The sequence below is a fragment of the Massilia glaciei genome (assembly GCF_003011895.2).
Taxonomy (GTDB): domain Bacteria; phylum Pseudomonadota; class Gammaproteobacteria; order Burkholderiales; family Burkholderiaceae_D; genus Telluria_A; species Telluria_A glaciei.
In genome coordinates, this window is sequence record NZ_PXWF02000092.1 from 51,887 (window position 1) to 75,733 (window position 23,847).

Here is a 23,847-nt window from a genome sequence, read left to right on the forward strand (position 1 = left end):
TGATGACTTTGTGAATTGTCCGGAGTTGGAGGCCCATCAGGAAGTGATCGGATTCACATCATTTTCTTTCGAGAGATTCAACTGGGTGCCTGTCTTCCAGAGGAATAAAAGCCTCAAGATAATGTTCATGTACGCGAGGAAGTGGCGCGAGGACAATAAGAAAAACATCACCACTTTCCTGCAGAACGGTGGCGTCCTGACGGTTGTATTGCCGAACTATAAAAATCCGAAAATCATTCAGGCTATCGGACTCCACCACGAATCGTCTGAAGCGATAATAAAAAAGAAGGTCGAGGCGGCAGCCCTGGCCTATCTTGACTACGCGGCGAGATTTCCGGGGCAGGTGGAATTATTTTTCATTGATCGTATGCCAAGCGTTGCCTTGTACTTGTTTGCCGATGAGGCAATTTTCACGCTGCAACCGAACATCCCCTACAAGAGTTCGGTGGGAACAATTCGGATGAGGCAAGGCGTACTCTATAAATGTATGGAAGCTGAATTCGATCGGATCACCACAGAGTTCAACACCAGGCACGTCCGGAAATTGACGGCATCGACGGCCAACCCCCTGTCCGACCAGGCCGGCTCGGCCGGGGAGCGCCGTGCAAGCGCACTCCCGCCGCCGCTGAAGTAGCCCAGGAGGCTGTCGGACTTAGGGAGTCGAAGCGAAAAAAATGCCGGGCGAGGACAGATTTTGGCGATTTCGCAGTGCCAATAGCGAGCTATTGGCCGAGAAAGCGGCGAAATATGGACCGTCCGACACTTTTAGCAGCCGACGATCCTAAGTCCGACAGGTTCCTAGGCGCACACGGCGGCGCCGGCCTTCTCCGCAACCGCGAGTTGCCGGTTGACCGCGCTGAGCACGGCCTTGAACGAGGCCGTCACGATGTTGCTGTCGATGCCCGCGCCGAACAGGGTGGGGCCGTCGGCCAGGCGCAATTCCACATAGCAGGCCGCGCGCGCGTTGGCGCCCGAACCGATCGAATGCTCGTGGTAATCCATGAGCCGGATGTCGAGCCCGAGCGCGTTGACGAAGGCGTCGATCGGGCCATTGCCGCCACCCTGCAATGCGAGCGCGCCGTCGCGGTGGCGCAGCGCCAGGTCGATCTGCACCGGCTCGTCGCTGCTGCTGTCCTCGACCATGCGGTGCCCGCTGTAGGCGTACGGTGCAGCCTGTTCGAAATATTCGCGGCAGAAAATGGCGTGGATCTCGCTGGCGGCGATCTCGCGCCCGCTGGCGTCGGCCACCGCCTGCACCGCGCGGCTGAACTCGATCTGCAGGCGGCGCGGCAGGCACAAACCGTATTCCTTCTCGAGCAGATAGGCCATGCCGCCCTTGCCCGACTGGCTGTTGACCCGGATCACCGCGTCGTAGCTGCGGCCGAGGTCGGCAGGGTCGATCGGCAGGTAGGGCACTTCCCAGATCGCGTCGCCCTGTTGCTGGGCGAAGCCCTTCTTGATCGCATCCTGGTGCGAACCCGAAAACGCGGTGAACACGAGGTCGCCGGCATACGGATGGCGCGGGTGCACCGGCAACTGGTTGCATTCCTCGACCACCTGGCGCACCGCGTCGATGTCCGAAAAATCGAGTCCCGGATGCACGCCCTGGGTGTACAAATTTATCGCCAGCGTCACGAGGCAGACGTTGCCGGTGCGCTCGCCGTTGCCGAACAGGCAGCCCTCGACCCGGTCGGCGCCGGCCATCACGGCCAGTTCGGCCGAGGCCACGGCGGTGCCGCGGTCGTTGTGCGGGTGCACGCTGATGAGGAGGGCGTCGCGCCGCGCCAGGTTGCGCGACATCCATTCGATCTGGTCGGCGTACACATTGGGCGTGCTGCACTCGACCGTCGAGGGCAGGTTGATGATCATCTTGTTGTCCGCGCTCGGCTGCCAGATCTCGCTGACGGCGTCGCAGATGTGCTTGGAGAAATCGAGCTCGGTCGTCGAGAACGACTCCGGCGTGTACTCGAAGCCCCAGTCGGTTTCGGGATGCTCACGGGTCAATTGCTGCACGAGGCGGGTGCCGGTGACGGCGATCTCGGCGATCTGCTCGCGCGACATGCCGAACACGACGCGCCGGAACACGGGCGCGACCGAGTTATACAGGTGCACGATGGCGCGCCTGGCGCCGGCGGCCGAGGCGACCGTGCGGCGGATCAGCTCGTCGCGCGACTGGGTCAGAACGATGATGGTCACGTCGTCGGGAATCCGGTCCTCCTCGACCAGCTTGCGCACGAAGTCGAAATCGGCCTGCGAGGCCGACGGGAAGCCGACCTCGATCTCCTTGATGCCGATCTCGACGAGCATCTCGAAAAACCGCATCTTCTTTTCCGGGCTCATCGGCTCGATCAGGGCCTGGTTGCCGTCGCGCAGGTCGGTGCTCATCCAGATTGGCGGGTGGGTGATGGTCCGGTTCGGCCATTGGCGGTCGGTCAGGTTGACGGGGGGGAAGGCGCGGTATTTGGACGACGGGTTTTGCAACATCATGGGGTACTCCTGGACTGGCGGGTGTGGGGTGCCTTGGCGGCGCGTTGTGGCGGGGAGGCTGCCGGGCGGCCACGTTACGCTAGGCCAGGCAACCGATCGGTAGTTTTAGCGTTAGCAGCGCGCGCGCAGGGATGCCGTCGGCCTTGGCGGCGCGGACGGACAACGGTGTGGCGTGGTGGCTGGCTGACATCGGTGAAACTTTCCTGGGGTGCGACTTGGGTAGAAACTGGGGTCAAACTGGTCGGCGCTGGGCCGGGCGTGCGGTGCGTTTAAGCGCGCGCAGCTAGTAGCGTTGCTAGCGATGGGGCGCCGGCAAGCAGGGGGATAGTTGTATTTGGGAACGAAGACATGCGTTCAATTTACGCGAACGGGGCCGCGCTTGTCAAGCTGCGGGTTTGAAAAAGGCCAAAACCCGCGTCGTCAAGGCGCCGGCGCCCGCCGCCGCGCGGTGGCGATGTGGGTTTCTTTTTTTTTACTGACGGCAGCCTCTCAGCCTCTCAGCCTCTCAGACGCCGACCGTGACTCCCGCCGCGCCTTCGGCCATGCGCCCGATCACGGCGGCATGCCCGAACCCCTCGCGCGCGAACAGCGCCAGCACGGCGTCGACGCAATCGGGCGCGCACGCCACGAGCAGTCCGCCCGAGGTCTGCGGGTCGGTCAGCAGCGCCTGCTGGGCTTGGGTGACGCCGGCCGCGAGGGTGACATCCTTGCCGTAGGCATCCCAGTTGCGCCCCGAAGCGCCCGTGAAATAACCCTCGTGCGCCAGTTCGAGCACGCCAGGCAGCAGCGGAATGGTGGCCATGTCGAGGTGCGCCGCGAGCTTGGCGCCGCGCGCCAGCTCGAGCAGGTGGCCGAGCAGGCCGAAGCCGGTGACGTCGGTCAGCGCGTGCACGCCGTCCATCTCGGAGAGCGCCTTGCCCGGCTTGTTCAGTTTGGTGGTGTTGGCGATCATGGCCGCGTAGCCGTCTTCGCCGAGCGCGTCCTTTTTGAGCGCGGCCGAGAGCACCCCGACGCCGAGCGGCTTGCCCAGAATGAGCACGTCGCCCGGCTTGGAGTCGGCGTTGCGCTTGACCTTGGACGGATGCACCAGCCCGAGCACGACCAGACCGTAGATCGGCTCGACCGAATCGATGGTGTGCCCGCCCGCGATCGGGATGCCGGCCTCGGCGCAAATGGCCTCGCCGCCGCGGATGATCTGGCCGATGGTCTCGAGCGGCAGCTTGTTGATCGGCATGCCCACCAGCGCGAGCGCCATGATCGGGGTGCCGCCCATCGCATACACGTCGGAGATGGCGTTGGTGGCGGCGATGCGGCCGAAGTCGAACGGATCGTCCACGATCGGCATGAAGAAGTCGGTGGTGGCGATCAGGGCCTGCTCGTCGTTGAGCTTGTAGACGGCGGCGTCGTCGGCAGTTTCGATGCCGACCATGAGCTCTTTGGGCACCGGAAAGCCGCTCGAATTCTTGAGGATTTCGGCCAGCACGCCCGGCGCGATCTTGCAGCCGCAGCCGCCGCCGTGCGAAAACGAGGTCAGTTTGATCTTTTGCCCGGGTGCTGTGCTCATGGTTATTCCGTTTCAGTGAGGTGGTGCGGCGTGCGCGATGAGCAGATTATCCACTAAGTGGCGCAGCGCCGCTTGTTCGGCGGCCGGCGCGAACAGGGCAGCGCGCTGCGCGCACTGCGCCCGCAGCTGCGCGTAAAAGGCGGTGTCGTCGATGCTGCGCTCGATCAGGCGCGCCAGCGCTTGCGCGTCGCCGGGCGCGAAGTAGCCGGCGTAGTCGTCCCCGAGCATGCCGCGGTTGCCGTCGATATCGCTGGCCAGCACCGGCACCGCGCTCGTGACGGCCTCGATGATGACGTTGGCGCCGCCCTCCATCAGCGACGCGATCACCATCGCGTGGCTGCGCTTGAGGCGCTGGCGCGTGGCCGCGCGCGCGAGCGCCCCGAGCCAGTGGTAGCGCGGATTGGCCTGCTGCGCCGCTGCCGCCTGCGCGCCGAGGGCCGGGTCGAGCGCGCCGCCGATGTGCAGCATGCGCGCCATCGGCTGGCGCACCAGCGCGCTGGCGCGGATGAAGGTGAGCGGGTCTTTTTCGGCGCGCAGGTGGCCGACCATGCAGATGTCGTAGTGGCGCCGCTTGGCGCCATGCACATGCGCGCGCAGCGCCGGCGCCGACTGGTAGATCACGCTCGCCTTGGCCCGCAGCGCCGGCGCCAGCGCCCGCAGGCCGGCGTCCTGTAGCAGCACCAGCGCGCCGGCCATCTCGAGCGAGGCGCGGGCCGAGGCGTCGGTGCGGATGTCGCGGTACAAGTCGGTCCCGGTGAGCACCAGCACCGACGCTCGCCGCGGGTGGGCCTGGGCGAACGCCGCCAGCGAGGCGGCCGAGCGGCGCGCATGCAGCGCGATGAGCAGGGCGGGCGCGGGCATGCCGGCGTTCCACGCTGGCACGATCTCGACCCGGTGCCGGCCGCGCAAAAAACGCGCCCAGCGGCTGGCGGTCTGCCAGTTGCCGTTGTTCTCCCGCGCCGTGGCCGGGCTCACGATCACCACATTTTGTGCTTGCACCAGCGCCCCCTTAAAAGTGGCTACAATTGTGGCATGCATCCGACCACACCATCGTTCCGACACGCCAGCCCCGCCGAGCTGGCCGCCGCGCTCCAGGACGCGCGCAATTATACGTTGCGCCTGTTCGACCTGTGCGCCGCCGCCGGCTACGACGAGCTCTCGCGCGTGCCCCACATCGCCACGATCAACCCGCCGCTGTGGGAGCTGGGCCACATTGCCTGGTTCGCCGAATGGTTCATCCTGCGCGAGGCGGCGTCCAGCCACCCCGCGGCGGCCCAGCGCGACTCGCTGCTGACCCAGGGCGACGACTGGTTCGATTCGGGCACCGTGCCGCACCGTTCGCGCTGGACGCTCGAACTGCCGCGCGCCGGCGCGCTCAAGACCTATTGCCACGAGGTGCTCGACCGCACGCTCGACAAGCTCGCGCGCGCGGACGGCGGCGACACCGCGCTGTACCCGTACCGGCTGGCGCTGGCCCACGAAGACATGCATGGCGAGGCCCTGCTGTACACGCTGCAAACGCTGGGCGTGGGCGTGCCGGAGGGGCTGCTCCATGCGCCGGCGCTGCACGTGCCGGGCGCGCAGTTGTCCTACCCGGGCGGGCGCATCGTGCTCGGCGGCGGGACCGGAGCCGGCTTCGCGTTCGACAACGAGAAGAACGGCGCGCCGCACCAGGTCGCCGCGTTCCAGATCGACGCGAACCTGGTGAGCAATGCGCAGTTTGCCGAGTTCGTCGCCGACGGCGGCTACCAGGACGGGCGCCACTGGAGCGCCAACGGGCGCGCCTGGCTGATGCTGCAGGAGCGTTCGGCGCCGCGCTACTGGCAGCGCGCGGGCAGCCAATGGCGCGGCGAGCGCTTCGGCCGCCTGTGCACGCTGGCCGGGGCCGAGCCGGTGCGCCATGTGAATTTATACGAGGCGCAGGCCTACTGCGCCTGGCTCGGCCGCCGCCTGCCAAGCGAGGCCGAATGGCAGTTCGCGGCGCGCTCGGGGCAGGGGGGATTCAACTGGGGCCAGTTGTGGGAATGGACCGCCTCGCCGTTCGAGCCGTATCCGGGCGCCGATTTCACGCCCGACGCCTACCGCGAGTATTCGGCGCCGTGGTTCGGCACGCACCAGGTGCTGCGCGGCGCCTCGTTCGCGACGCCGGCGCGCATGTTGTCGCCGCACTTCCGCAATTTCTACCTGCCCGACCGGGACGACATGTTCGTTGGCTTGCGCACCTGCGCCGCGTAAAGCGCGGGCCAAAAAAAACACCCCTCGAGAGGGGTGTTTCTGGAGCTGCGCAGTCAACGACTGACCATTGCCGATCTATTACCGGTCGCCGTACGAGCGACGCGCGCCGTCGGTCGAGCGCGGGTTCGAACCCTTGTAGCCGCCGCCTTCGCCGCTGCGCGGAGCGCTTGGCTTGCTGAAGGTGCGCTGGCCCGGCTTGGCGGCCGCGGCGCGGTTGTCGCCCGGCTTCCAGCCGCCCGGACGGGCGGACGAGCGTGGCGCCGACGCCGTTTTCTTGGGCTCGAAGCCCTCGATCGCGGTGACCGGAATGAGCTGCTTGGTGAAGCGCTCGATGCGCTTGACGTTCATGCCTTCGGCGTGGTTGACCAGCGAGATCGCCAGGCCATTGCGGCCGGCGCGGCCGGTGCGGCCGATGCGGTGCACATAGTCCTCGGGGAACTTGGGCAGATCGTAGTTGAACACGTGGGTGATGTTCGGAACGTCGATGCCGCGGGCGGCGACGTCGGTCGCGACGAGCACCTTGACCTGGCCGCGGCGCAGGCCGTCGAGCGTGCGGTTGCGGGCGCCCTGGTGCATGTCGCCATGCAGCGCGGCGGCCGAGAAACCGGCGATGTTGAGGCGGTCGGCGATGGTGTCGGCGTCGCGCTTGGTGGCGGTGAACACGACGGCCTGGTCGAGCGTCTCGTCGCGCAGCAGGTGGTCGAGCAGGCGGTTTTTGTGCGACAGGTCGTCGACGAAGTGCACGCGCTGCGAGATGTTCTCGTGCTTGCTCGACGAGCTCGCGATCTGGATGACCATCGGGTCTTTGGTGATGCGGCGGGCCATGTTGCCGACCATGCCGTCAAGCGTGGCCGAGAACAGCATGGTCTGGCGCGCGGCCGGGGTCGCGGCGATGATCTTTTCGATGTCGTCGATGAAACCCATGTCGAGCATGCGGTCGGCTTCGTCGAGCACGAGGATCTCGAGCTGCGAGAAGTCGATCTTGCCTGACTCCATGTGGTCGATCAGACGGCCGGGCGTGGCGACCAGGATTTCCGGGTTGCGCGAGAGCAGTTGCATCTGTTTCGGGTAAGGCATGCCGCCCAGGATCGAGACGGCTTTGACGCGGCGGATCTGGGTGCCGTATTTTTCGGTCGCGGAGGTAACTTGCAGGGCCAGTTCGCGGGTCGGGGTCAACACCAGCATTTTTGGCTGTGCGGGCTTGAAGCGTGGACGCTCGCCGCGGGCGCGCGCCGATTGTGCTTCCTGGTTGGCGGTGCGGGCGGCTTCGGACTGCTCGGCGATCGCGAATTTGTGCAGCGCTGGCAGCATGAATGCCGCCGTCTTGCCGGAGCCGGTCTGCGAGGAGACGAGCAAGTCACGGCCTTCAATCGCGGCGGGAACGGCCTGCTCTTGAACGGTGGTAGGTTTGGTGTAACCGGCGTCGGTCACGGCTTTAACGATGGATGCGTGGAGGCCTAATGCTTCAAAACTCATGTGTTCTTTTCTTTCGGTATATATGAGCGCCCGTGCAAATGCACAGAGCGCAAAATAGCAACGCCAACCAACAAACGAAATGACTCAAATAATGAAAGAAATTTCGGCACAAAAGCTTTGCGCCGGGACGGTGTCAGGTGCGACACCAAAGGCGGGAGGGCTTTAGGGGCGGTATCCGTGGATACGCCAGGCTTGCGAAGCTGCTAGGTTTACTGCTTGGGAACTGCTCAGAGGATCGCGAAGTTTGATTGCGAGGCTCGATTGTGAAAAACGTATTGCAGCGCACAAACGGGATTGTACGCGAGTTGGCGCTACCTGTATAGATAAATTCCCGCTTGTGTTCCGCTTGTGTTCCGCTTGTGTGAAGCGGGCGGGTTGGCCGGACGCCATGCGCGGGTCCGGCCCTAGCGGGCGGCGACGCTGTTATTTGGCGGTCCTGCGCTTGTTGAACTTGCTGCGCGGACCTTTCGCGCGGGCGCTGGCCTTAGGCGCGCTGACGCGCGACTTGATCTTCGAGACGGCCTTGCCCGCGTTGACGCGGAACTTTTGGCGGCTCGAGAGCTTGGTCGCGCGCACGCGCTTGCTGCGCTCGGACTCGAACGCCATCACGGCGTTGTCGGCGATGTGCTCGGCGATGTCGGTCTGGGCCGAGGTCGACAGTCTTGGCACCAGAATGGTCGAACCGGCCCGCAGCGCCGTTTTGGCTGGAATGTTGTTGGCCTGGCGGATCACCTCGGGCGTGGTGCCGAACTTGGACGCGAGCGCGGCGACGCTCTGCCTGGCGCCCGTGATCCGGTGCGTGGTCCAGGTCGATAGGGCCTTGCCCCATTGCGCCAGGTTGGCGCGGAATTTGGCCGCGTTTTCTTGGGGCAGCAAAATCTTGGTTTGCTCTCCGCCCGTGATGACGGGACGGTTGAACTGGGGATTGAGTGCCTTGAACTCGTCGACCGACAATTCGGCGAGCTTGGCGGCGATGTCGAGGTCGATGTCGGCGGTTTTTTCGATGGCGGTGAAATACGGCACGTTGTCGATCACGGGCAGGTCGACGCCGTACTGGCGCGGATTGGCGATGATGTTCTTGACCGCCTGCAGTTTAGGCACGTAGTTGCGCGTTTCGGCCGGCATGTGCTCGGCCAGGCTCTCGAAATCGGTGCGCTTGCCCATGGCCTGGTTCTTGGCGATGGCGCGCTGGACATTGCCTTCACCCCAGTTGTAGGCGGCCAGCGCCAACTGCCAGTCGCCGAACATGCCGTACAACTTTTGCAGGTAGGACAGGGCGGCGTCTGTCGAGGCGAGCACGCCGCGGCGTTCGTCCTTGAACATGTTTTGCTTGAGGTTGAAGTCGCGGCCGGTGCCGGGCACGAATTGCCACATGCCCGCGGCGCTCGCGCTCGACATGGCGTTCGGGTTGAAGGCCGACTCGATGATCGGCAGCAAAGCCAGCTCGGACGGCATGTGGCGCTTTTCGAGTTCCTGGATCACATGGAACATATAGCGCGATGCGCGCGACGAGATGCGGGCCAGGTAGTCGGGGCGGCTGCTGTAGTAATTGACGTGCTTGCTCACCAGCGGGTTCTCGATGTCGGGAATGGCGTAGCCGCTGCGGATGCGGCCCCAGACGTCGGCTTCCACGTATTCCTCGAAGGTGTCGGCAACGACCGTCGCGACCGCCGCGGCGGGCTGGGCCACGGGGCGGTATTCCGGCATCGGACGCTGCTGCATCAAGGGCTTGACGTTGTAGGCGCGCGGTTCGGCGCCCGATTGCGCCGCGTAGGCGGGATTGGGCCCGGGCGCGTCGGCGGCGCCCGATTGAGCCGCGTCGGTGGCGCCCCGCTCGGCATCCGGGGCGGCGTCCGATTCCACGGCGGCGCTCGATTCAATGACGGCGGCCGCGCCCGATTCGGCGCTGTCGTTTGCTTGGCCAAGGGCGGGAATCAGGAGAAACGCGAGGGCCGCCAGGGCCGGGGACTTCCGAGTATTTTTTTGCATGATTTTTCAATTGGTGCGCCCGAAAACGACCGGACTGACGAATGAATGATGCCCGAGTGTACGTAGCAGAGATCGCCTGAGTCAAGAAATTTGTCCTATCGGACGGCAATTTTCTTGTCAATTCTTTTGTGAAACGTTTTGTATCTCGGAAAGAATGGTGACGGGAGTATATGCGAAAAATAGCAAGTTGCCATTATGCGGGCGGGTGCCAAAAAAAGGATACCCGGGGGGAGTATGTTCAACGGCCTCCTATGAAATTGGTGCTCTGTAGAACGCAAACGTGATGACCGGCAGTCGTCGGGCGTTATCGTTTCAATAAATTCAGTTACGCTTGAGAATGAGCTTAACAGCAGGGCGGAACGGGCTTATGAGTGCACGCAAAAAAGTGCGTACAATTTGCCTGGCGCGCTGTGCGCATCACGATTTAAGGCACGCAATGAGTATTCCGAACATGAACGCCGACGATGACCAGGTCATCGCGGCCACCGAACGCTGGCTCGAACAGGCCGTCATCGGCCTCAATCTTTGTCCGTTCGCCAAGGCGGTGCACGTCAAGAAACAGGTGCGCTACGTGGTGTCGAACGCGACCACGCCGGAAGCCTTGCTCGAGACCCTGATGGACGAGTTGCAGGCGCTCTCCGACGCCGACCCCGAAAAGGTCGACACGACGCTGCTGATCCACCCCTTCGTGCTCAATGATTTCCTCGATTACAACGAGTTCCTCGATATCGCCGACGCCGCGCTTGAGGACATGGAGCTCGATGGCGAATTGCAGATTGCCAGTTTCCACCCGCAATACCAGTTCGCCGACACCCATATCGACGACATCGGCAACTTCACCAACCGCTCGCCGTATCCGATCCTGCATTTATTGCGCGAGGACAGCATTGAACGCGCGGTCGAGGCGTTTCCGGAGGCGTCCGACATTTTCGAGAAAAATATTGACACTTTAGAAAAGCTCGGCCATGCGGGCTGGGACGCGCTCGATGTCGGCCCCGCCAAATAAGGTGGCGCCGGTCATCCCGCTGAGCGCGCCGCCGCGCGCGGACACGCCGTGCGTGGCGGTGTGTTCGACGACCTTCGACGAGATCTGCCGCGGCTGCGGGCGCACCGTGGTGGAGGTGGCGCACTGGGTGTCGATGAACGACGACCAGAAGGAGTTGGTGTGGCAGCGCATCCTGGCGCAGGGTTATCCGCGACGCAATACCTGAGGTGTAATACCTGCGCTGTAAAACCTCCGCTCCACGTCATCCCCGCGTAAGCGGGGACCCATGTTGAGCTTGCTTACATCCTGCCGTTCGAACCTTCAGGCCCGGGAGCGAGTTTTAGAAATGTTTTGATGGCGCATCGTTGCATACTCAACATGGACAAACGCATGCGTTTGCGCTTTCGTGGAAATGACGCGGCATGGGGGGGGCGCCCCCCCGATCGAGCTTAAAAACTACCGATAAAATCCTTCTTGCCGACTTCGACGCCATTGTGGCGCAGGATGTCGTACGCGGTCGTCGCGTGGAACATGAAGTGCGGCAGCGCGTAGTGCAGCAGGTAGACCTGGCCCTTGAACTGCTTGGCGTTGGCGCCGCTGCTGGTGCTGATCTCGCGCTCGGCGCTGGCGCCGATGCTGTCCTGGCTCAAGCCCTCGATGAACGCGATCGTCTTGGCAAGGCGCGCCTTGAGGTCGCCGAACGTCACCTCGGTGTCCTCGTACTTGGGCACCTCGACCCCGGCCAGGCGCGCCGACGCGCCCTTGGCGAAGTCGGCCGCGACCTGGACCTGGCGCGCGAAGGCGAACATGTCCGGGTACAGGCGCGCCTGCAGAAGGGCCGCCGGCTCGATCTTCTTGTCGGTCGCGTGCGCTTCGGCCTTGTCGATGATGGCCGACAGGCTCGTCAGGATTTGCTTGAATACGGGCACCGAGGCCGAGTACATGGAAAATGTCATAGTGTTCTCCTTAAAAAAAGAGCACCGATCATAGCGTGTCGCGCCGGTTCGTGCTGGAGCGCCACTGTTTATGGGGCGGGACGCCGCTTTTGCTCACTTCCGGCGGCATTTGCGTGCATAATTCCAATAGTAAAACTTTATTGCCTGATTATTACCTGTCCCTTGTGAGCACCTGATATGGCCGCGATCCGCCCACATGCCTAGCACCTCCCACTACCAGCGCTTGCGCGAGCGCATCGGCGCGTGGTACGGGCTGTCGATCTATGGCGCCCTGATGCTCGTCGTGTGCGGCGGGCTGGTGCTGCCGGCCGCGATCGGCAGCTATGTGCTGATCGGGGTGCAGGAGCGCCAGTCGGCCCGCAGCGCGCTCGACGACGCGCTCCAGCGCAACGCCGACATCCTCGCGCTGGGCATGCAGGAGTCGCTCTGGAACATGAACGTCGAATCGGCCCAGTCGCTGGTCGAGTCGGTCATGCGCGACCCCTCGGTGCTGCGCATCAAGGTCGTCGGCCTGCCCAACGCCGAGTTCATGGCCGTCGACTCGCCCAACCGGCCCGTCGGCAAGGTCTACGTGGCCGAACGCGACATCCTCGTGCGCGGCGAGCGCATCGGCCGCGTGATGGTCTCGATGGACGACGCGCGCAGCCAGCTCGACCTGCGCAACAAGCAGCGCAGCTATGTGATCGTGCTGGCGGCGCAGATCCTGTCGTCGCTGCTGCTGATCGTGCTGTTCTTGAACAAGCGCCTGCTGTCGCCGCTGCGCAAACTGATGAGCTTCTCGGACCGCCTCTCGCATGGCGACTTCGAAACCCGGCTCGACATCGGGGGCACGGACGAACTGGGCCGCCTGGCCGAGCAGATGGAGCGCATGCGGGTCGCCATCAAGCACCTGTTCGAGGACATCGGGCGGCGCGAGGAGCGCTTCCGCACCATCGTCACGCAGGTGCCGGGCGCGGTGTTCCGGGTGCGCCCGGGCGGTCCGATCGATTTCGTCAGCGACGCCATTGAGGGCATCAGCGGCTACCCTGCCGCGCTGTTCATGCACAGCGACACCGAGATCTGGTCGGACATCGTGTGCGCGGCCGACCGCCGCCGCCAGCGCACCAATGTGCAAGAGGCGATCAGCAGCGGCAAACCCTACCAGATCGAATACCGCATCATCGACGCCCGCGGCGCCGAGCGCTGGGTGATCGAAAACGGCCAGCCGCAGCTCGACCCCGACGGCGCCGGGGCCTGGATCGACGGCATCATCGCCGACATCAGCGAGCGCAAACACAACGAGATGCGCATCGAAGCCCTGCTCGCCGAGCAGGGCGCGATCCTCGACAACGTCATGTTCGGCGTGATGTTCGTGCGCGAACGCCACGTGGTGTCGGTCAACCGCCGCTGCGAGGAGCTGTTCGGCTACGCCAACGGCGAGATGGTCGGGTCCTCGACCGCGCTCGTGTTCCCGGACCGCGAATCGTTCGAGCAGGCCGGCCAGATTCAATATCCGTCGCTCGCGCAGGGCCAGTACTTCAGCGAGGAGCGCCAGTACCGCAAGCGCGACGGCACCCTGTTCTGGTGCCTGCTCAGCGGCTGCGCGCTCGACGCCAACCACGTCGGCTCGGGCAGCATCTGGGTGTTCGCCGACATCACCGAGCGCAAGCTGGCCGAGGAAAAGCTGCGCCTGGCCGCCACCGTGCTCGAATACATCGCCGACGGCGTGATGGTGATCGACCTGGCCGGCGCCATCGTCGCGACCAACCCCGCCTTCACCGCGATCACCGGCTACACCGAGCACGAGGCGCTGGCCCGGCCCTACAGCATGACCCGCTCGCCCCTGCACGGCGACGCCTTCTACCAGCAGTTGTGGGACGACCTGGTCGAGGCCAGCTTCTGGCGTGGCGAGATCTGGAACCTGCGCAAGAACGGCGAGATGTACCTCGAGGGGCTGACCATTTCTGCCGTGCGCGACACCGGCGGCCAGTGCACCCACTATGTGGGCGTGTTCAGCGACATCACCAAGGTCAAGCAGTCGCAGGAGAAGCTCGACCACCTGGCCCACCACGACCCGCTCACGGCGCTGCCGAACCGGCTGCTGTTCCAGGACCGGCTGCAGCACGCGCTGCAGCGCGCGGCGCGCAGCGGCCAGCAACTGGCGGTGCTGTTCATCGACCTCGACCGCTTCAAGAACGTCAACGACACGCTCGGCCACCACGTCGGCGACGAGCTGCTCAAGCAGGTGGCGGCGGCCCTGACGGCGCAGCTGCGCGAGGGCGACACGCTGGCGCGCCTGGGCGGCGACGAATTCATCGTGCTGCTCGAGGACGTCGACGGCCACGCCGGCGCCGGCCAGGTCGCCGACAAGCTGGTGGCCATGTTCGAGCAGCCGTTCATGGTGCAGACGTACGAGTTGTTCGTGACGGGCAGCGTCGGCATCAGCGTCTATCCGCAAGACGCGACCGACCTCAACATTTTGGTGCGCAACGCCGACATCGCGATGTACCACGCCAAGGGGCGCGGGCGCAACGGCTACCAGTTCTACGCGCCGTCGATGACCGGCGACGGCGTCGACCGGCTGCGGGTCGAGGCCATGCTGCGCCGCTCGATCGAGAAGAACGAGATCTTCCTGAACTTCCAGCCGCAGGTCGAGATCGACACCGGCCGCCTGATCGGGGTCGAGGCGCTGGTGCGCTGGCAAAGCCCGGAACTGGGGTTGGTGCCGCCGATCCGCTTCATCTCGATGGCCGAGGACACCGGCTTCATCAACCAGCTCGGCAAGTGGGTGCTGCACGAGTCGTGCCGCCAGATGGTGCGCTGGGAGCAGGCCGGCCTGGTGGTGCCGAAGATCGCGGTCAACCTGTCGGTCAAGCAGTTCGAGCGCGGCAGCATCGTGAGCATGGTCTCGGCGATCCTGGCCGAGACCGGGCTGGCCGCCGAGCGGCTCCAGCTCGAGGTCACCGAATCGGTCATCATGAACACCGGCGACGCGCTGGTGTTCATCAACGACCTGCACGCGATCGGCGCCGGGCTGGCAATCGACGATTTCGGCACCGGCTACTCGTCGCTGGCCTACCTCAAGCAATTGCCGGTGCAAACGCTCAAGATCGACCGCAGCTTCATCAAGGACATCTCGACCGACGTCAACGACGAGGCGATCACGATCGCGATCATCCAGCTCGGCAAGAGCCTGAACCTGTCGGTGATCGCCGAGGGCGTCGAGACGGCCGAGCAGGCCGAGTTTTTGCTGCGCAACGGCTGCAACCTCGCGCAGGGGTATTTCTTCGGCAAGCCGGTGCTGCCCGGGGAGTTGCTGGCGCGCTGGATCGGCGGCGGCCAGAAGTCGGCCTAGCCGGGCGCCGTCCCCAGCAGGGCGCGCAAATTGCATTGTTCCTGCCAGGCGCGCCGCTCGGCGCTGCTGAGCGCCAGTGCGGCCAATTCGGCCGCGCTGTGCGCCAGTTGCGCCTGCAAAAGGCGCTCGGCCAGCGCCGGGTCGGGCAGGGTGGTGCCGAAAAAGGCGACCACGTCGCCGCGCTGGATCAGCAGGGTGGGGAAGTTCTCGACGTCGAGGTCGCCCACGAACTCGGCCTGGTCCTCGATGTCGATCCAGACGAACTGCTTGTCGGGGTGGCGCGCGGCCATCGCCTCGAAGGTGGCGCGGTAGGTGGAGCAGGTGCCGCACCAGGCGGCGCACAGGCAGGCGACGGTCCAGCGGTCGCCGGCCAGCTTGGCGGCGACGTCGGCGCGGTTGGTGGAGTCGAGGGTCAGGCTATGCATGAGCGGCATTCTACATCGCCCGCGCAAATCCGGCCCGGTGTGGCTTGGCAGAAATCGCGCTATGATCCTCATCGATAAAAAGGTTAACGTCATTCCCGCGAAAAGCGGGAACCCATGCTGAACTTGCCAACCCGCGGAGTTCAAACCTTCAGACCCGGGAGCTGTGCGTCTAAACTGTTGGAAGGCGCATAACTGCATGCTTAGCATGGGTCCCCGCTTTCGCGGGGAGTCATTTCTGCCAATGGCAGGAATGACGTTGATTTTGATATCTAAGTTTGCTGCGTGGCGCGTCGCCATGCAAACAGGTCGCAGGCGCATTGCCATGCAATGCGAAATCCCTGCTCCCCCTGTGTCCCTGTAGGGAGGGAGTTTGCGCTTGCATGCGCAAACCGGTTCGAGGCGCATTGCAGAGCAATGCGAATTCCCTGCTCCCCCCTGTGTCCCTGTAGGGAGGGAGTTTGCGCTTGCATGCGCAAACCGGTTCGCAGGCGCATTGCAAAGCAATGCGAATTCCCTGCTCCCCCTGTGTCCCTGTAGGGAGGGAGTTTGCGCTTGCATGCGCAAACCGGTTCGCAGGCGCATTGCAAAGCAATGCGAATTCCCTGCTCCCCCTACGGTAAAATACGGCATGCCTATCATTCTCGCCATTGAAACCTCGTCCGAACTGGCCTCCTGCGCCCTGATCCGCGACGGCGCCGTGCTCGCCCGTGAATCGTCGGGCGTGCGCACGCACTCCCAGTCCATCCTGCCGATGGTGCAGGAACTGCTGGCCGAAGCCGGCCTCACCCTGGCCGAATGCGACGCGCTCGCCTTCGGCGCCGGGCCCGGCTCGTTCACGGGCGTGCGCACCGCCTGCGGCATCGCGCAGGGGCTCGCCTTCGGCGCCAAGCTGCCGGTGGTGCCCCTGATCACGCTGGCGGCGATGGCGCTGGCCTGCCACCAGCAAACCGGCGCGACCGACATCGTCACCGTGCTCGACGCCCGCATGGGCGAGGTCTACTGGGCCCAGTACCGCCTTGCCGACCACCTTGCCGACCGCTGGCAGACGCTGTCCGAGCCGGCGCTGTGCGCCCCGGGCGCGGTCGAGCCGCTGCCGGCGAGCGGCCCGTTCGCCGCCTGCGGCAATGGCTTCGCCGCCTATCCCGAGGCGTTCGCGGGACGCGGCTGGGCCGCCGGCGCGCACGCGGACATCATGCCGCACGCGCGCGAACTGGCGCAGCTGGCCGGCGCCGCGCTGGCCGCCGGCGCCACCGTCGGCGCCGCCGACGCCCAGCCGCTCTACCTGCGCAACAAGATCGCGTTCACCAGCGCCGAGCGGCTCGTCATCAACGCGGCCAAGGCCGCCGCATGAGCCGTATGAACAAGGCCGACATCTTCGACCGCCTGTTCGAGTACGCGCCGATGGTCGTGGGCGACGTCGACGATGTCGTCGTGCTCGAACAGGACGTCTATCCGCACCCCTGGACGCGCGGCAATTTTGTCGACTCGCTCGCCACCGGCTACCACGGCTGGATCCTGCGCGACGACCAGCGCGCCCTGGTCGGCTACTTTTTGCTCATGGCGGTGCTCGACGAGGCCCATCTGCTCAATGTCGCCGTCTCGTTCGAGCGCCAGGGAGAGGGCATCGGCCGCTACCTGCTCGACAAGGTGGCCGCCACCGCGCGCGGCCTGATGGCCGAGTCGCTGCTGCTCGAAGTGCGTCCGTCGAACCAGCGCGCGCTCGACGTCTATCTTAAATACGGCTTCACCGAGATCGGCCGGCGCAAGGGCTACTATCCGGCCCACGACGGCCAGCGCGAGGACGCCATCGTGATGAGGTGTGTTTTATGAGCGGGACCGGACCGGCATCGGCGGCGCGCGCCGCCATTTTTCTCGAAGAGATGGGCATCGGCCCCTTGTGGACCTTGCGCGACATGGCCGCCAGCGAGCCCGAAACCATGGCCGCTGAAGAACCGATACCCGCAGAGCCGGCCGCCGCAGGGCCACGCGCTGCCGAGGTGCCGCCGATACGGGAAGCGCGGGCGACACCGCTCGTCGCTGAAAATCCCGCGCCAGCACTGGCTGCCGCGTCCGCCGCCGCGCCGACAGCCGCGCCGATAGCCGCGCCTTCCTCCGGCGCCGACTCGGCCTGGGGCGAGGAGCCTCCCGCCGCCCCGGCCACCGACGAGGAAATCGCCGCCATGGACTGGCCCGCGCTCAGGGCGGCCATCGACAGTTGCACCCGCTGCGGCCTGTGCAAGGGCGCGCGCAGGCCGGTCCACGGCGACGGCGCGCGCGCCGCCCAGTGGCTGGTGGCCGCCGGCGCCAGCACCGCCGCGGACGAGAAAGAACGCGCGCCGCTGGCCGGCGACCCGGGCCGCCTGCTCGACAACATGCTCGCCGCGGTCGCGCTCACCCGCGCCGACAGCGCCTATGTGACCAACCTCATCAAATGCCGCCCGACCAGCGCCAACGGCGGCGACCGCGCGCCCACGCGCGATGAGGCGCTGGCCTGCCGCCCCTACCTCGAGCGCGAACTGGCGCTCACCGGCGCGCGCGTGGTGCTGACGCTGGGCCAGATCGCCGCCAACGGCCTGCTCGACCAACCGCTGCAGGAGCCGCTTGCCGGTTCGCGCGGCGCCGTGCACGCGTTTAAGGGCGTGCCGATGGTGGCCACGCTGCATCCGGGCGAGCTGCTGCGGCGCGGGGCCGACAAGGCGCTGGCCTGGGCCGACCTGTGCATGGCGAAAGCGGCCGATGCCGCAAGCGGCTGACAACTACCAGGCGCTGTTTGCCGGCCGCTGGGGCCACCTGACCCGGCCCCATGTGCGCGCGCTGGCGTGGCTGCTCGACGCGCCCGGCCTGCTGGACCCGGCCGACCCGCATTGGCAGGGCAAGGTGGCCGCGCCCGAGCCGGCGTCGGCGGCGCTGGCGCACTGGCTGGCGCGACTCGAGCACGATCCGGCGCCGCTCGACGCCGCGCTCGGCGACCGGGTCCACACGCGCCTCGGCCTGTACGCCGAAAAACTCATGGCCTTCTACTACCAGGCGCACGGCCGGCTGGTGGCCCATGGCCTGCAGGTGCGGGCCAGCCGCAACGACACGGTCGGCGAGTTCGACTTTTTGCTCGAGGCGGGCCCGGACGCGGTCGAGCACATCGAGTTCGCGACCAAGTTCTATCTGCTGCAGGGCACGGCGGGGTCGCGCTTCGACACATTTCTCGGGCCGAACCTGGCCGACAGCCTGGGCGCGAAGATGCGCAAGATATTCGACAAGCAGCTGGTGCTGTCGGCGCATCCGGCGGCGCAGGCCTTGCTGCCGCGCCCCGTGGTGCGTTCACGCGCGCTGGTCAAGGGCTGGCTGTTCTATCCGGCCGGGGCGCAGGCTTCGACGCAGGGGATTTTGGCGGCGCACTGCCGCGGCTTCTGGTGCGCGCAGGACGAACTCGGCGCGCTCGAAGGGGAGCGCTTCGTGGTGCTGCCACGGCTTGAATGGCTGGCGCCGTACCGCACCGACGACGCAGCCGCCACGCTCGGGCCGGCGCAGTTGCAGGCGGCGGTGGCCGAGCAGTTCGCGCTCTCGCCGGCGCCCTTGCTGGTGGCCTCGGTGCGCGCGCAGGCGGGCGGCCTGGTCGAGGCAGAGCGCGGCTTCGTGGTGCCCAACGACTGGCGCGCGCGCGCGGTGGCGCGTTTCAACTAGCTGCAGCGGGTGGCGTTTGAACGAGACAGTGCTCGGGTCTATTCGGCAGACACCGCGGCCGGCGGCAGGCTTAATCCTTTGATCGCGGCGGCGCGGGCGGCATAGGCGTCGGAACGAACTCGTGGTACGGCCGGCGCTTGACCTGGCCTTGGACGAACATCGTATCAAGCGCCAGGCGGGCCGCGCGATGCCCGAACATAGAGGCTGTGGCGAACAGGGTAGCGGCCCTGTCCAGGTCCTGGCTCACGCCGTCACCAAGCAGGTAGGCATTGCCGAGAAAATATTGGGCTTCCTGGTTATTCTGGTCGGTGGCTTTGTTTAGCCATTCAATCCCCTCGGCCTTGTCCGCCGGCGATGCCCGCTCGAGCAGTGTGTGACCGAGGTATGCCTGACCCTCTGCCTCTCCCTGCTGCGCCGATTTGCGCAGCCAGCCCATGCCTTCTTCCGCGGAACCCAGATGCGGCGGCGCCTTCGTCAGCTCCAGGCCCAGTTGGGCCTGTGAGACCGGGCTGCCGCCGTCGGCCCCCTTGCGCAGCCAGACCAGGGCCTGGCGCAGGTCGCTGGTGCCGAAAAGGCCCGTTAAAAGGCCGGTGCCTAGCGCCTCGATCGATTTCAGGTGGCCCAATTTCGCCGCCACCTCAAACAGGCGCATCGCTTCGCCAAGGTCACGCGAGAGCCCCCGGCCGTGCTTGTGTCGCATGGCGAGGGTGTACATCGCATCGGGTCTTCGAAATCAAGGCCGCTGGATAGGAATTTCAAACGCGCGGCTTTACAGTCAATGCTTGTGCGCGCCGATCAGCGAGAGCGAATCGTGCACGCGCTGGTTGGCCGCGTGCGTGCGCATGATCAAGTACATGATCCCTGCCACCGATCCGCCGAACAGCAAGATGATGACGTCCAGATCCATGTCTAGCTTGATCATGATCGCGTACATCGCCAGCATGGTCAGGATCGACAGGTTTTCGTTGAAGTTCTGCACCGCGATCGAATGGCCGGCACTCATCAGAACGTGGCCGCGGTGCTGCAGCAGCGCATTCATCGGCACCAGGAAAAAACCCGACAGCAAACCGACCAGGATCAGCATCGGATAGGCCAATTGCATGGTCGACACCAGCGGCATGCAGGCCACGATGGCCCCCATCACGATTCCCATCGGGATGACGGACAGCGATTTTTTGAGCGGAATCAGGCGCGCCGACAACACCGCGCCGAAGGCCACGCCGACGGCCACCACCCCGACCAGCTTGGTGGCCTGGTCGAACGGGAGCAGCAGCGATTTTTCGGCCCACTTGAGCACCAGCAGCTGCAAGGTGGCCCCGGCGCCCCAGAACAGCGTGGTCACGGCCAGCGAAATCTGGCCCAGCTTGTCCTTCCACAGCGTCGCCGAGCAGTTCGCGAAGTCGGTGATCAGCTTGAACGGATTGCGCTCCTGGTTGGCGTAGACGGCGCCCGTCAGGGGGATGTGCAGATTGAACAGCGTGGCCAGCAGGTACAGCAGCGCGACCACCGTCAGCGCCGCCTCGGTCGCGGTTTCGATGCCGGTGTCGATGAACGGCACCTCGAACGACAGCAGCATGCCCGACAGGTGCGAACTCACCAGCGCGCCGCCGAGCACGGTGCCGAAGATGATCGACGTCACCGTCAGCCCTTCGATCCAGCCATTCGCATGGACCAGCTTCTCGGGCGGCAGCAATTCGGTCAGGATGCCGTACTTAGCGGGCGAGTAGACGGCCGCGCCGAAACCGACCACGGCGTAGGCCATGAGCGGATGGACATCGACGAAGAACAGCGCGCAGCCGGCGATCTTGACCAGGTTCGCGATGAACATCACGCGGCCCTTGGCGTAGGCGTCGGCGAAGGCACCCACGAACGGGGCCAGCAAAACGTAGAACAGCACGAACGTCAGTTTCAACAACGGCGGCAGCGTCTCCGGCGCCTTCATCCTCATGAGCAGATCAATGGCCACGAAGAACAGCGCATTGTCGGCCAGCGACGAGAAAAACTGCGCCGCCATGATTGTGTAAAAACCACGTTTCATTCTGTGAGGTAAAGGAAGCCTAGGTGGGTTGCTTTATACCATGAATGGGCTTGGCGCCGATCAAATCAACGCTGCGGAACGGGCCGCGTCCGGTAAAATACGATCTTCCCGCCACAACGAATTTTCCCCATGCCAAGGCCGCTGCGCGCAACCATCCACCTCGACGCCATGCGGCACAATCTGGCGCGCGCGCGCGCCTGCGCCCCGGGCGCCAGGGTGTGGGCGGTGGTCAAGGCCGACGCCTACGGGCACGGGCTCGCGCGCGGCATGCGCGGCTTCGCCGGCGCCGACGGCCTGGCGCTGGTCGAGACCGAGAACGCGGTGCGCCTGCGCGAACTGGGCTGGACCGGCCCGCTGCTGCTGCTCGAAGGTATTTTCGACGCGTCCGACGTCGCCCTGTTGCGTCAATACGGGCTCGAGAGCACGGTCCACTGCGCCGAACAGATCGACCTGCTCGAACATGCAAATCTGAATGGCCCGATCGATGTCCATTTAAAAATGAACACCGGGATGAACCGCCTCGGCTTCGCCCCGCACGCGTGCGCGGCGGCCCACGCGCGGCTGCGCGCCATTGCCGCGGTGCGCCGGATCACCCTGATGACCCACTTCGCCAACGCCGACGAGCTCGAGCACCCGCACCTGGGCATGCGCGAACAATTGCGCCGCTTCGGCGTCGGCGCGGCCGGCATCGACGGCGAGCGCAGCCTGTCAAATTCGGGCGGGGTGCTGCGCCAGGAGGCGCTGGCCGGCGCGCTCGCTAGCGACTGGGTCCGGCCCGGCATCATGCTGTACGGCGGCACGCCGGGCGGGCGCAGCGCGCTCGAATTCGGCCTGCGCCCGACCATGACACTGTCGAGCGCCCTGATCGGCGTCCAGCAGATCGACGCCGGCGAGTTCGTCGGCTACGGCAGCCGCTTCCGCGCGGAGCGGCCGATGCGCGTCGGCGTGGTCGCCTGCGGCTACGCCGACGGCTACCCGCGGCACGCGCCGCACGGCGGCCCGGTGCAGGTCGACGGCGTGCGCACCACGCTGGTCGGGCGCGTCTCGATGGACATGCTGGCGGTCGACCTGACGCCGGTGCCGGGCGCGCGGGTGGGCAGCCCGGTGCTGCTGTGGGGCGCCGGCCTGCCGATCGACGAAGTGGCAAATGCGGCCGGCACCATCGGCTACGAATTGATGTGCGCGCTGGCGCCGCGCGTGCGCGTGACGGAAGACGACCTGGAACCCCATGGCTAAAGCAAAAACGAACTACACCTGCAGCGACTGCGGCGGCGTGAGCACCAAGTGGACCGGCCAGTGCGGCGCGTGCCAGCAATGGAACACGATGGTCGAGACCGTGGTCGAGGCGCCCGGCCTGAACCGCCTGTCGAACCCGCAGCACAAAAGCCTGGCGCAGACGGCGCCGGTGCTGTCGCTGGCCGACATCGAGGCGGTCGACGTGCCCAGGTTCGGCACCGGCATCGAGGAATTCGACCGCGTGCTCGGTGGCGGGCTGGTGGCCGGCGGCGTGGTGCTGATCGGCGGCGACCCCGGCATCGGCAAGTCGACGCTGCTGCTGCAGGCGCTGGCCAACATCGCGCACGCCAAGAGCACGCTGTATGTGAGCGGCGAGGAGTCGGGCGCCCAGATCGCGCTGCGCGCGCGCCGGCTCGGGGTCGACGCCAAGGAGCTCAAGCTGCAGGCCGAGATCCAGCTCGAGAAAATCCTCGGCACGCTGGCCGACCTCAAGCCCGAGGTGGCCGTGATCGACTCGATCCAGACCGTCTATTCCGACGCCCTCAGTTCGGCCCCCGGCTCGGTCTCGCAGGTGCGCGAGTGCGCCGCCCAGCTCACGCGGGTGGCCAAGCAGACCGGCATCACGATCATCCTGGTCGGCCACGTGACCAAGGAGGGCGCGCTGGCCGGTCCGCGCGTGCTCGAGCACATCGTCGACACGGTGCTCTATTTCGAGGGCGACACCCAGTCGAGCTTTCGGCTGGTGCGCGCGATCAAAAACCGCTTCGGCGCGGTCAACGAGCTTGGCGTGTTCGCCATGACCGAGAAGGGGCTCAAGGGGGTGTCGAACCCGTCGGCGCTGTTCCTGTCGCAGCACGACAAGCAGGTGCCGGGCTCGTGCGTGATGGTCACGCAGGAGGGCACGCGCCCGCTGCTCGTCGAGATCCAGGCGCTGGTCGACGCGAGCCACCAGCCGAACGCGCGCCGGCTGTCGGTCGGGCTCGAGCAGAACCGGCTGGCGATGCTGCTGGCCGTGCTGCACAAGCACGCCGGCATCGCCGCCTTCGACCAGGATGTGTTCATCAACGCCGTCGGCGGGGTCAAGATCACCGAGCCGGCGGCCGACCTGGCCGTGCTGCTCGCGCTCAATTCGTCGATGCGCAACAAGGCGCTGCCGCGCGGGCTGGTGGTGTTTGGCGAGGTTGGCCTGGCGGGCGAGATCCGGCCCGCGCCGCGCGGCCAGGAGCGCCTGCGCGAGGCGGCCAAACTCGGCTTCTCGATCGCGATGATTCCCAAGGCAAACGCGCCCAAGCAGAAAATCGAGGGCATGACGATCGTGGCGGTCGAACGCATCGACGAGGCGTTCAACAAGCTGCGCGAGCTCGAGTAAGGGTTCGAGCAGGTACAAGGGTTCGGGCAGGTACAAGGGTTCGAGCAGGTACTAGCAGCCTGTCGGGCTTTCCCC

At 65.8% G+C, this 23,847-nt stretch carries 20 protein-coding genes; 11 read left to right on the forward strand and 9 right to left on the reverse strand.

Translation table 11 applies throughout. The features are described 5' to 3' along the window. Positions 1-43 precede the first annotated feature (43 nt). Positions 44-634 carry a hypothetical protein gene (locus C7C56_RS07025; protein WP_146204322.1) on the forward strand — a complete coding sequence of 197 codons (591 nt, stop codon included), beginning with the start codon at positions 44-46 and terminating at the stop codon, positions 632-634. A 164-nt stretch (positions 635-798) separates the two neighbouring features. On the opposite strand, the gene leuA is transcribed toward C7C56_RS07025, so the two are convergent. The 3 genes from leuA to senB form a co-directional block, all read right to left on the reverse strand. Then, on the reverse strand, positions 799-2,487 hold the full coding sequence (leuA, locus tag C7C56_RS07030; protein ID WP_106756741.1) for a 2-isopropylmalate synthase: 1,689 nt from the start codon (positions 2,485-2,487) through the stop codon (positions 799-801). A gap of 505 nt (positions 2,488-2,992) precedes the next feature. Further along, complete coding sequence (gene selD / locus C7C56_RS07035; protein WP_106756742.1) at positions 2,993-4,051, reverse strand: selenide, water dikinase SelD; 1,059 nt, start codon at positions 4,049-4,051, stop codon at positions 2,993-2,995. Positions 4,052-4,063: 12 nt separating this feature from the next. Next, entirely contained in the window at positions 4,064-5,050 is a 987-nt protein-coding gene (senB, locus tag C7C56_RS07040; protein ID WP_229458281.1) for a selenoneine biosynthesis selenosugar synthase SenB, read from the reverse strand. 33 nt (positions 5,051-5,083) lie between these two features. Here senB and senA point away from each other — a divergent pair, with 33 nt between their 5' ends. Then, positions 5,084-6,286 carry a selenoneine synthase SenA gene (gene senA / locus C7C56_RS07045; protein ID WP_181373054.1) on the forward strand — a complete coding sequence of 401 codons (1,203 nt, stop codon included), beginning with the start codon at positions 5,084-5,086 and terminating at the stop codon, positions 6,284-6,286. Between the two features lie 78 nt (positions 6,287-6,364). Here senA and C7C56_RS07050 read toward each other — a convergent pair whose 3' ends face one another. Next, complete coding sequence (locus tag C7C56_RS07050) at positions 6,365-7,762, reverse strand: DEAD/DEAH box helicase (protein WP_106756744.1); 1,398 nt, start codon at positions 7,760-7,762, stop codon at positions 6,365-6,367. 423 nt (positions 7,763-8,185) lie between these two features. Beyond that, positions 8,186-9,751 (reverse strand): transglycosylase SLT domain-containing protein, encoded by a 1,566-nt coding sequence (locus tag C7C56_RS07055; protein WP_229458314.1) that lies wholly within the window; start codon positions 9,749-9,751, stop codon positions 8,186-8,188. A gap of 436 nt (positions 9,752-10,187) precedes the next feature. Between C7C56_RS07055 and C7C56_RS07060 the strand changes: the two genes are divergently transcribed. Beyond that, on the forward strand, positions 10,188-10,757 hold the full coding sequence (locus C7C56_RS07060; protein ID WP_106756745.1) for a DUF1415 domain-containing protein: 570 nt from the start codon (positions 10,188-10,190) through the stop codon (positions 10,755-10,757). After that, positions 10,738-10,962, forward strand: coding sequence for a DUF1289 domain-containing protein (locus C7C56_RS07065; protein WP_106756746.1), 225 nt, complete (start codon positions 10,738-10,740; stop codon positions 10,960-10,962). The genes C7C56_RS07060 and C7C56_RS07065 overlap by 20 nt, the downstream gene beginning before the upstream one ends. Before the next feature lie 223 nt (positions 10,963-11,185). Here C7C56_RS07065 and C7C56_RS07070 read toward each other — a convergent pair whose 3' ends face one another. After that, positions 11,186-11,692: a DUF1993 domain-containing protein gene (locus C7C56_RS07070; RefSeq protein ID WP_106756747.1), complete on the reverse strand. Its 507-nt coding sequence runs from the start codon at positions 11,690-11,692 to the stop codon at positions 11,186-11,188. Between the two features lie 196 nt (positions 11,693-11,888). Between C7C56_RS07070 and C7C56_RS07075 the strand changes: the two genes are divergently transcribed. Next, positions 11,889-15,026, forward strand: a complete 3,138-nt coding sequence (locus tag C7C56_RS07075; protein WP_106756748.1) for a bifunctional diguanylate cyclase/phosphodiesterase — start codon at positions 11,889-11,891, stop codon at positions 15,024-15,026. Here C7C56_RS07075 and C7C56_RS07080 read toward each other — a convergent pair. Then, positions 15,023-15,451, reverse strand: a complete 429-nt coding sequence (locus C7C56_RS07080; protein ID WP_106756766.1) for a thioredoxin family protein — start codon at positions 15,449-15,451, stop codon at positions 15,023-15,025. The two genes, C7C56_RS07075 and C7C56_RS07080, sit on opposite strands and share 4 nt — an antisense overlap. A gap of 628 nt (positions 15,452-16,079) precedes the next feature. On the opposite strand from C7C56_RS07080, the gene tsaB reads away from it, so the two are divergent. The 4 genes from tsaB to C7C56_RS07100 are packed head-to-tail and all read left to right on the forward strand — an operon-like array spanning position 16,080 to position 19,129. Beyond that, a complete protein-coding gene (tsaB, locus tag C7C56_RS07085) occupies positions 16,080-16,802 on the forward strand; it encodes a tRNA (adenosine(37)-N6)-threonylcarbamoyltransferase complex dimerization subunit type 1 TsaB (protein ID WP_106756749.1) in 723 nt (240 codons plus the stop codon). Beyond that, positions 16,799-17,281, forward strand: a complete 483-nt coding sequence (rimI, locus tag C7C56_RS07090; protein WP_370660181.1) for a ribosomal protein S18-alanine N-acetyltransferase — start codon at positions 16,799-16,801, stop codon at positions 17,279-17,281. Before tsaB ends, rimI begins: the two co-directional genes overlap by 4 nt. Next, on the forward strand, positions 17,278-18,204 hold the full coding sequence (locus tag C7C56_RS07095) for a uracil-DNA glycosylase (RefSeq protein ID WP_106756751.1): 927 nt from the start codon (positions 17,278-17,280) through the stop codon (positions 18,202-18,204). The genes rimI and C7C56_RS07095 overlap by 4 nt, the downstream gene beginning before the upstream one ends. Then, a complete protein-coding gene (locus C7C56_RS07100) occupies positions 18,188-19,129 on the forward strand; it encodes a DUF1853 family protein (RefSeq protein WP_106756752.1) in 942 nt (313 codons plus the stop codon). Before C7C56_RS07095 ends, C7C56_RS07100 begins: the two co-directional genes overlap by 17 nt. Before the next feature lie 70 nt (positions 19,130-19,199). Here the strand turns inward: C7C56_RS07100 and C7C56_RS07105 are convergent, their stop codons facing one another. Together C7C56_RS07105 and lplT are read right to left on the reverse strand one after the other, a co-directional pair. Beyond that, positions 19,200-19,844: a tetratricopeptide repeat protein gene (locus C7C56_RS07105; protein ID WP_106756753.1), complete on the reverse strand. Its 645-nt coding sequence runs from the start codon at positions 19,842-19,844 to the stop codon at positions 19,200-19,202. Between the two features lie 60 nt (positions 19,845-19,904). Then, on the reverse strand, positions 19,905-21,167 hold the full coding sequence (lplT, locus tag C7C56_RS07110) for a lysophospholipid transporter LplT (RefSeq protein ID WP_106756754.1): 1,263 nt from the start codon (positions 21,165-21,167) through the stop codon (positions 19,905-19,907). A gap of 129 nt (positions 21,168-21,296) precedes the next feature. Between lplT and alr the strand changes: the two genes are divergently transcribed. Together alr and radA are read left to right on the forward strand one after the other, a co-directional pair. Then, positions 21,297-22,403: an alanine racemase gene (alr, locus tag C7C56_RS07115; protein WP_106756755.1), complete on the forward strand. Its 1,107-nt coding sequence runs from the start codon at positions 21,297-21,299 to the stop codon at positions 22,401-22,403. Further along, complete coding sequence (radA, locus tag C7C56_RS07120; RefSeq protein ID WP_106756756.1) at positions 22,396-23,772, forward strand: DNA repair protein RadA; 1,377 nt, start codon at positions 22,396-22,398, stop codon at positions 23,770-23,772. The genes alr and radA overlap by 8 nt, the downstream gene beginning before the upstream one ends. The last annotated feature ends 75 nt before the right edge of the window (positions 23,773-23,847 follow it).

What these genes read in the sequence shown, in the direction of transcription:
- C7C56_RS07105 (WP_106756753.1), bottom strand. Translation starts at nt 19,844, where the DNA reads ATGTACACCCTCGCCATGCGACACAAGCACGGCCGGGGGCTCTCGCGT.
- alr (WP_106756755.1), top strand. Translation starts at nt 21,297, where the DNA reads ATGCCAAGGCCGCTGCGCGCAACCATCCACCTCGACGCCATGCGGCAC.
- selD (WP_106756742.1), bottom strand. Translation starts at nt 4,051, where the DNA reads ATGAGCACAGCACCCGGGCAAAAGATCAAACTGACCTCGTTTTCGCAC.
- C7C56_RS07060 (WP_106756745.1), top strand. Translation starts at nt 10,188, where the DNA reads ATGAGTATTCCGAACATGAACGCCGACGATGACCAGGTCATCGCGGCC.
- C7C56_RS07065 (WP_106756746.1), top strand. Translation starts at nt 10,738, where the DNA reads ATGTCGGCCCCGCCAAATAAGGTGGCGCCGGTCATCCCGCTGAGCGCG.
- lplT (WP_106756754.1), bottom strand. Translation starts at nt 21,167, where the DNA reads ATGAAACGTGGTTTTTACACAATCATGGCGGCGCAGTTTTTCTCGTCG.
- C7C56_RS07050 (WP_106756744.1), bottom strand. Translation starts at nt 7,762, where the DNA reads ATGAGTTTTGAAGCATTAGGCCTCCACGCATCCATCGTTAAAGCCGTG.
- leuA (WP_106756741.1), bottom strand. Translation starts at nt 2,487, where the DNA reads ATGATGTTGCAAAACCCGTCGTCCAAATACCGCGCCTTCCCCCCCGTC.
- C7C56_RS07055 (WP_229458314.1), bottom strand. Translation starts at nt 9,751, where the DNA reads ATGCAAAAAAATACTCGGAAGTCCCCGGCCCTGGCGGCCCTCGCGTTT.
- C7C56_RS07075 (WP_106756748.1), top strand. Translation starts at nt 11,889, where the DNA reads ATGCCTAGCACCTCCCACTACCAGCGCTTGCGCGAGCGCATCGGCGCG.
- tsaB (WP_106756749.1), top strand. Translation starts at nt 16,080, where the DNA reads ATGCCTATCATTCTCGCCATTGAAACCTCGTCCGAACTGGCCTCCTGC.
- C7C56_RS07095 (WP_106756751.1), top strand. Translation starts at nt 17,278, where the DNA reads ATGAGCGGGACCGGACCGGCATCGGCGGCGCGCGCCGCCATTTTTCTC.
- C7C56_RS07100 (WP_106756752.1), top strand. Translation starts at nt 18,188, where the DNA reads ATGCCGCAAGCGGCTGACAACTACCAGGCGCTGTTTGCCGGCCGCTGG.
- senA (WP_181373054.1), top strand. Translation starts at nt 5,084, where the DNA reads ATGCATCCGACCACACCATCGTTCCGACACGCCAGCCCCGCCGAGCTG.
- rimI (WP_370660181.1), top strand. Translation starts at nt 16,799, where the DNA reads ATGAGCCGTATGAACAAGGCCGACATCTTCGACCGCCTGTTCGAGTAC.
- C7C56_RS07080 (WP_106756766.1), bottom strand. Translation starts at nt 15,451, where the DNA reads ATGCATAGCCTGACCCTCGACTCCACCAACCGCGCCGACGTCGCCGCC.
- radA (WP_106756756.1), top strand. Translation starts at nt 22,396, where the DNA reads ATGGCTAAAGCAAAAACGAACTACACCTGCAGCGACTGCGGCGGCGTG.
- C7C56_RS07070 (WP_106756747.1), bottom strand. Translation starts at nt 11,692, where the DNA reads ATGACATTTTCCATGTACTCGGCCTCGGTGCCCGTATTCAAGCAAATC.